Annotated in this window: 7 protein-coding genes; all 7 read right to left on the bottom strand. The window is 49.0% G+C overall.

All coding sequences use genetic code 11. The annotated features are described in order from the left end of the window. Positions 1-81: 81 nt before the first annotated feature. Positions 82-1,362, bottom strand: coding sequence for an IS256 family transposase (locus DXB53_RS08465; RefSeq protein ID WP_117584112.1), 1,281 nt, complete (start codon positions 1,360-1,362; stop codon positions 82-84). Positions 1,363-1,595: 233 nt separating this feature from the next. Then, a complete protein-coding gene (locus DXB53_RS10215; RefSeq protein WP_199409714.1) occupies positions 1,596-1,808 on the bottom strand; it encodes a 4Fe-4S dicluster domain-containing protein in 213 nt (70 codons plus the stop codon). Then, the gene (locus DXB53_RS08455; RefSeq protein ID WP_117584110.1) at positions 1,808-2,803 is read right to left on the bottom strand and encodes a Coenzyme F420 hydrogenase/dehydrogenase, beta subunit C-terminal domain; all 996 of its coding nucleotides are present in this window, start codon (positions 2,801-2,803) and stop codon (positions 1,808-1,810) included. The genes DXB53_RS10215 and DXB53_RS08455 overlap by 1 nt, the downstream gene beginning before the upstream one ends. Beyond that, positions 2,800-3,912: a polysaccharide pyruvyl transferase family protein gene (locus DXB53_RS08450; protein WP_117584109.1), complete on the bottom strand. Its 1,113-nt coding sequence runs from the start codon at positions 3,910-3,912 to the stop codon at positions 2,800-2,802. Before DXB53_RS08450 ends, DXB53_RS08455 begins: the two co-directional genes overlap by 4 nt. Continuing rightward, positions 3,912-5,375 (bottom strand): lipopolysaccharide biosynthesis protein, encoded by a 1,464-nt coding sequence (locus tag DXB53_RS08445; RefSeq protein WP_158556518.1) that lies wholly within the window; start codon positions 5,373-5,375, stop codon positions 3,912-3,914. The genes DXB53_RS08450 and DXB53_RS08445 overlap by 1 nt, the downstream gene beginning before the upstream one ends. Then, complete coding sequence (locus DXB53_RS08440; protein ID WP_233503851.1) at positions 5,365-6,387, bottom strand: O-antigen ligase family protein; 1,023 nt, start codon at positions 6,385-6,387, stop codon at positions 5,365-5,367. Before DXB53_RS08440 ends, DXB53_RS08445 begins: the two co-directional genes overlap by 11 nt. 209 nt (positions 6,388-6,596) lie before the next feature. Beyond that, positions 6,597-7,547 carry a glycosyltransferase family 2 protein gene (locus DXB53_RS08435; RefSeq protein ID WP_117584106.1) on the bottom strand — a complete coding sequence of 317 codons (951 nt, stop codon included), beginning with the start codon at positions 7,545-7,547 and terminating at the stop codon, positions 6,597-6,599. Positions 7,548-7,664: the final 117 nt, after the last annotated feature.

Here is a 7,664-nt window from a genome sequence, read left to right as displayed (position 1 = left end):
GGTAGTGTCGAGAAAGTTGGTGTAGCGCCCGAACCGAAGCGAGTCTGCCCGGCGTCCGGGAACCTGGAATACGGTGATATCCTATGCCGTCTCGACCCTGTCCGCAAGCTCGAGGCCGGACTCTATCATCTTCCTGGCCTCCGCCTCAAGCTGGGCCCAGTCTACCCGCCCTTCGATTCCGCGCCTGCGCCCCTCGTCGTAGAGCTCGTTCATCCTCGCCTCCGAGAAGTACCTGGACTCCTGCCATATCTCGTCCTGCTCGCACATGACCGCGCCGGCGAGCCGCACGAGCGAGCCCGTGGACGGGAATACCTGGACCACGCGCGACCTGCGCTTTATCTCCCTGTTCGTCCTCTCCTGCACGTTGTTGGTGCGCAGCCGCTTCCAGTGGGTCGGAGGGAAGTCGAGGTAGGCCAGGGCGTCGGGCTCGGCCTCCTCGAGCACCGCCGCGGCCCTCGGGCAGCACTCCTCGAGCATGTCGCACGCCGCGTGGTACATGGCCGCCACCGTGGCGGCGTCGCGGGCGCGGAACACCTGCGAGACGATCCTGCCCACGCGGCGCCTGAGCTGCCAGGAGCCGGCCTCGCGCATGCAGTCGCGCATGAGGTGGACGGCGCAGCGCTGCCACGCGGCGCCCTGGAAGACCTCGCCGAGGGCGCGGACGAGGCCCGGGCGGGCGTCCGAGACGACGAGCTCCACCCCGGAGACGCCGCGGCCGCGGACCGTCCGCAGGAAGGCGAGCCACGAGTCGTACGACTCGGTATCCACCACGTCGACGCCCAGGACGCGCCTCCAGCCGCCCGCGTCGCAGCCGATGGCGGTGACAACGGCGGTGGACGCCACGCGGCCCCCGCGGCGGCACTTGACGTAGGTGGCGTCGAGCCAGACGTAGGGCACCGGGGAGCCGTCGAGCGGCCTTCCGCAGAGCTCCTCGATGTCGGCGTCCAGGCTCGAGGCGATGGCGCTCACCTGGTCCTTGGAGAGCCTGGACACGCCCATCTTCTCGGCGACGCGCTGCACCTTGCGGGTGCTCGTGCCGGTGGCGTACATCTCCGCCACGGCGGCCACGAGGGCGCGGTCCACGCGCTGGTAGCGCTCAATCACGTCCTCGGGGAAGAAGCTGCCCGAGCGCAGCTTGGGGATACGAAGCGTCAGCGTGCCCACGCAGGTGGCGAGTGCCCTCTCGCGGTAGCCGTTGCGGCTGTTCGCCCCGCCGCCGCACAGCTGGTCGGCCTCCGCGTCCATCACGGCGTTCACGACCTGCTCGGCGAGGCGCCTGAGCAGCTCCTGCATGTCGATGGCGCCGTCGTCGAACCGGGGCATGGCGAGCATGTCCGGCGTCGGGTCTGATAAGATTTCCATAGCGGCCTTCGTCCTTTCCTAGAACCTGTTGTTGTGGTGATTTCAGATTCTAGGACGAAGGCCGTTCTTCGTTAAACGGGCGCTAGGGCGCCGCCCTTACACCAACATTTTCGACGCGATCGTCCACCATGGCATGGTTGAGACCACAAACTCGCAAATCGAAGATGTTCACGGACAACCCGTTACACCATGAGCAATCGAATCAAAACGGATCTGCTTCAGGTTATTCCTCGCTATTCAACGGTGCTTCGCAGCCTGTTCTTAAACGCGCAGACGCTAAGACACTTACCACAGCGCACACAAGCATCTTCTTCGATCTTGGGATACAGAAACCCGTAACGGTTCGGAACCATGCTAATGGCCCCTTTTGGGCACACGGCAACGCAAGCGCCACAACCACAGCATTCGGAGTCGTCCGCGAACAAAACAGGAATACTCTTTTCCATCATCTGCCGAGCACTCCTTTCAAGAATTTCTTAACAAATCTCTTTGCGAGCCACTTTTTAGATGAAAATTTAACTGAGCGTTGATACTCGCTCTCAAGTACGTCGACACCCTCCTCTAGCCAACGATCCAGTATGATGTCGCGCGCCTTCGGTCGCGACGTAGGGTGCATAAGCTGATCGTTGCCTAGAATAGCCTCCTCGAGTGGGCGTTCCGCCCAAGCAGTCTCTTCCTTTATATAAGGAATAAGCATTTCGGCCTTTTCAGTATTGGCGATAATGACGGAAATCCCGTGCCTAGGATCAAGGCCCGAGGCGTTAACGTCAATCCCCCAGAAGTCACCGATAGTAAAGTCTCCAGGACGTTCTCCACCAGCATAAGGACACCGGTAACAGCTCTCGCGATAAACGTCACCAGAAAGAAAACGCCTGTAATAGAACGATATCTCTGGGGAAAACGGCCTTTCCCTCGTAACAAGCCTATGAAAAACGGGGGTAGTAGTAGTAGTACCGCCTCCGCAGCCCCAACCCTCACGCTTGTCGCGAAATCTGAGACTATCCAACCGACTGCCAGCGAACTCCCACTTCAGGCAATCGCTAAAAAACGATTGGCTCGGAACTCCATGGCAGACGATGTCTACCGTAAGTAGCCCATCCTGTGTCCCGCCTAAAAACGCAAGCAACCCATCCACCTGGCAGGGCGTTCCGCTAAAGAGAACCTCGCGCCCAGCCTTCAGATCATCTCTAACGAGCGCCATAGAATCGCCCATGTCGCTCTGAACGTATTTTGATCCTCGAAGGGCTGCGAGACCGTCGAGGCTGTCGACGCGCACGCAGCCAACATGCATACCCTCGTCGAAAGCATGTCCGTACACGGTGCCCCCGTGGGAAAGCATCATTCTCGCCAGAACGGAAAAAACCCCACCAGATGAAGAGAGCATGAGTTCGTCCTTGTCCGCATCAACCGCAGCAAGACAGGTCTTATCTAGATTCGTCATACATCAGCCCTCTCGGAAACTCCGAAAACACCGTCAAGGAAAGCCTTGGCCTCGCCGGAGAATTCTTCCTTTTTAGACCTGACAGAATCCCAATTAATCGGCTCTGCGGCTATATGCATAGGATCGCAGTCCTCGGAAACGCGCCTGTCGGCAAGGCCAAAGTCAGCTAGCACATCTTTAAGGCGGACCGAGAATTTTGGCGGGTCGAACACAATCATAGGATGCTCAAATAGGAGTGAGAAACAAGTACCATGGAAAGAGTCTGTCACCACATACGACGCATCGCGGAATAAAGCTACCCATTCCTCCGGCTTAGGAAGACAGACACCCTCCAAGCCCTCTGGAGCACGCTTCAAAGGATTGAATGTCACAATACGGGCCCGCATCCCCTCACGTTCAGCGAGCTTACGGGCGAAAGAGCACATCTCCGAATTCTGGTTAAGCATATAGACGAGTACGTAGCTCTCAGTCGAGGCTGGGACATGGGTAGCAAGCTCATGCCACAGTTCCGGTCGACAAAGCAACACAGGATCCTTTAGGGCAATTCCGCGAAGTCCCATATTCTCAAGAATAGAAACACTTGAGCTTTCGCGAACCGAAATTGCACTAAATGGCTCAAGCAGGGGCTTGGTGAGAGCGCTCTCCGCTTCATCTAAAGCGGGGCGCCCAAAACTTGCTGAAAAGGATATTTTTTTGCAATCATCCGGAACGTTCTGAAGGAAATATACTGGATCAATGCCGTTATTACATTCAATATTCCAAGTCTGATCACTACCGACGCAGTACACCGCCTTTTTATCAAAGTGTCCACCGTTAATAAACGGTGCAGAATCAATCAAGTTCAAGTGCTTTTCCACGAAGGAGCGAAAAACCCCTTCAGACTTAATCCATACTGGATATTTCGCAACCAGCATGCAAAGACCTTTAAAAAAGTTCGGATTTCGAAGCTGTCCCCTCCTCCATTCTTTTCTCGTCCACTGGGGACGGCAGTAATCTACAAAGCAAGGGTCACCATAAGGCATCAAAGCATCATTTGTTGCCACCGCTTGTAAAGCCGTTCCATAATTGTGAGAATCAATAATTGTCGAAACGATAATCTTAGGACGCATCAGAAAAACTCCTTCAACCTTACCAAGATGAGATCACGATATTTAACAGCGATTATCAGAAGCGCCAGAACCACTGCATATCTCAGAAACGCCAAGTGGTAAAAATAAGAAATCAGAAGTGATGAGACGCAAAAGATAGCGGCGATCGACCAAATCTGAACTCCGTTAAAAACACATGTGTCGTTATTCTTTTTCACTACTCTCTGCGCAAAGAAATAATGGAATAGTGCCAAAGAAATGTAGCAAATCAACGTTGTGTATCCGGCAGCACGATATCCAAATACCGGTATCAATAGATAATTCAAAATTAGATTTAGACCAGCCGCAGAGACAGAGGCAATCGTTGCAAGCCTGGTTTGTTCATAAAAGAACTCAATATTTGAGCAATAACTGTAAATAAACATAAAGAAGACACTTGCAGCAATAACTGGGACTAGACCCATGGCATCAGAGTACTCTTTTGGGGCCAAAATGGTGACAATATCAGGAGCCAGAATATCGATTCCTAAGATAACCGCAGCAATAATCAACAGCAGCTTGTAACTCATCGAAGAGATCCGTTTAAAATCGCTTTCATTCAATCTGCGATATAGCCAGGGAACCACGGTTGCAATCAGAGAGTTAGTAAATATGGTCATCAACATTCCTGCTGAGTAAGCAATGCTGTAGATACCCGCATCCCCCGCGCTGCACATTTGTCCAATCATCATCCGATCAGAAGCGCTTAATACCACTTGTGATAAATAATGCGGAAGTAGCGGAATATTGAAGATGAGCGTGAATTTCCAATAAGCCTTGTTAAAGAAGACTTTGCCTTTTTTAAGAAGCGAAATTCCAAGTACTACTGCATACAATAGCTCAACAAGAATAAAGCCGCCGATACGCCCCACAACTTTGTTAGGCACCAGAATAAGCAGTGAGACAGCAGCAATCGGACATAACAACCCCATTAAAAGAGAAGCTTTGACCATCTTCCTGTACTCGTAATCAAATTTCATTCGAGATACCCAGATGTCATAAACTGATCTCGAAATAACTTCGATAAAAAGGAAAGCAATCAGATAGACTGGCAAGCCAACCAAGTTTACAACTGATGTTGAAAATGTGACACAAACAAGCAGCCAAATCAAACCAATGACCAAAATAAGACCAAGCAGAGATGAGGTATAGCCCTCCTTATCATCACGAAACTTGATCATTGCATTATTAAAACCACCGTATGTAACGCCGAACGTTACAAGATACGTCGCAACGGACTCCCAGCCCGAATAAATGCTGACAGTGCCATAGTCAGCAACAGACAGAAGGCGTGTAAAGATAGGTAACGTTATGAAGGAAATACCTTTCTGCAGAAAGCTGCAGAAAGTAATCCAAAAAGTTGCGCGTTTAGCCTTTGAAAGGGTTGAATATGACTTACGGAATTGGTCTATTTGCTTAAAACCAATACATCCATTAAATGCCATAAAGAATTCCACCTCCATTTACTTCACCCGGATTTCCATCACGTTCGTTATCGACTGTTAGCGAATTTAGGAAGGCAAGAAATGCAAAAAAATACATATTAATTGTTATTTCAGCAGATCCGAGTATCAAAAATACATAAATCGCTATTACAAAAGGAAAGCTCCCATAGCGGCACGAATCAGACGATCGCTTGGCTGACGAAAATACTAAGGCAATCAATGCCAGAAGAAACAATAGGCCCACAATGCCAAAATACAGCAGATATTCGAGTAATGCATCCTGCGCATCAGCGGCAAACCAATCAGAACTAATCGCAATAGACTGGCCCAATAAAGCGTAAACGGAATTGTAGCCGTAGCCGAATAAGAAACCCCCTCTAACATATCGAAGAACACGACTATAGACCAACGTGCGTCCGCTTAAAGAAGGGTCCCTATTAAGTGCGTCGGTAATAAAAGATCGAACTGCTTCATTCGAAGTAATAATTTCCGAAAATAGAAGAAGCGAAAGCGCTGAAACCAACGCGACAGTAAGAACCACTGAAGGCTTGTAGACAATCCTGGAAATTGAAGCCCTGAGGCAGCAAAACAATCCAAACAGCGTCAATCCGATTGAACCAGTATTGCAGTGAACAAAGCTAGTCATAAAGAGGGAGAACGCGAATCCAGCAGGCATTATTAGCTTGGAAAGGAAGCTCATGCTTAAACACTCTTGTCGGCAAATAAACATGAGCATTCCGCATGCAAAAATCGATAAATAGCTGACAGAAAACTTCGATCCAACAAGATAATTTAGGCCGTTTTTATAAGCAATCAGGCTGTCTTGGCAGACAGATAGGTACACTAAAATCAAATAAAAATAAGAGAGTGCGCAAAAAATCAGGGCCGTCTCAAAGAGACGGTTCTTTGAGCACTGACATTCTAAAAATAAAAACAGAAGTAGCACCTTTAATGCGAACAAAAATGCACCACGAAAGTTATAACCAGAGTTAACCAACGAAGAGAACAGCATCAAGCAGCACATACCCACTACGAACAAGTTAAATCTAAAGAATCGATTGGGAATTGATCGATAGTTAATCAATAGATACGCGATAACAGGAAGACACATTGCTAACGCGTACGAATTATAGTTAGCGATATACACAACCCTGAGGATGCACGCATGGAATACAATGACGGCAATCACGGGCTCTAACGTTAATTTACGATTTAGAAAACTCACTTCGCTTTCCTCCGAAATACAAACGAATAAGCACTTGGAAACATCGAAGCGATGGCGAACTGCAGCCTTTTGATCGTTGGAATGGACTTGCAATGCTGAATGGATGAATTGAATTTTCTTAATTCTGAACACACTTTTTTAATTTCATTGCAATCAGCATCATATTTAATTAGACAATTCAACTTAGTAAGATATGCAAAACCACAGTAGCCAAAAGCAACATCAACAAGCTCTGGATGATGACGTTTAAAGTAATCAAGTTGAACTAGAGCTGCCTCAATAAATTCCTCATGAAAAGGCACAGCATGAGTGATGCTTCCATCTCTCATGCGATAGTGATAAAAGGAATGTGGCAATGTAACTATGGAACTAGCTAAATCAATAATGCGAAAGGTTGTATAGCAGTCTTCACAATACTTGCCCACTGGATAGACAATATCGTTAAAGAGGGTTTTCCTATATATTTTATTGCACGCACTAACATCTATACCTCCAAAGCAATTCAACTGCTCTAATGCTTGAGCATTTGAAAGAGAAGCGGTAGTTCTCGGCTTGAGTTCTTTAACGACCACGCCACCGATCTCTTTCACAATTCCAAACACGACGATGTCAGAATCATTCAAATAAGGAACACAACATGCAAATGCATTCAAACTCAGCCAATCATCGCTATCAATGAACGACAAGTACTCGCCTGTCGCGAATCGAATGCCCGTGTTACGGGCATCAGAAAGACCGCCGTTTTCCTTATGAATGACTCGAATTCTCTCATCGGATTTTTCAAGGTCATCACACATCGTAGAAGAGCCATCGGTTGACCCATCATCGACAAGAATGATTTCAATGTCTCCAAATGATTGGTTCGTTAGGCTGCTAACGCATTCTTCGAGATATTCAACAACGTTATAAACTGGGACAACAACACTAATTAAGGGCCTAGAATCCATATAGAGCTCCGTTCAATAATCCAACAGAGAAAATGACGTGCAGACACAAACAGCTGGCAACAAACGCAGAAACATCACGATGTCGCGCGATTGAGCGATTGTTAAATAGGAGCGAGA

This window comes from Collinsella sp. OM04-5 (assembly GCF_003439125.1).
GTDB lineage: Bacteria > Actinomycetota > Coriobacteriia > Coriobacteriales > Coriobacteriaceae > Collinsella.
Note: the sequence above shows the minus strand (reverse complement) of the source record. Positions and strands in the feature narration are given on the sequence as shown.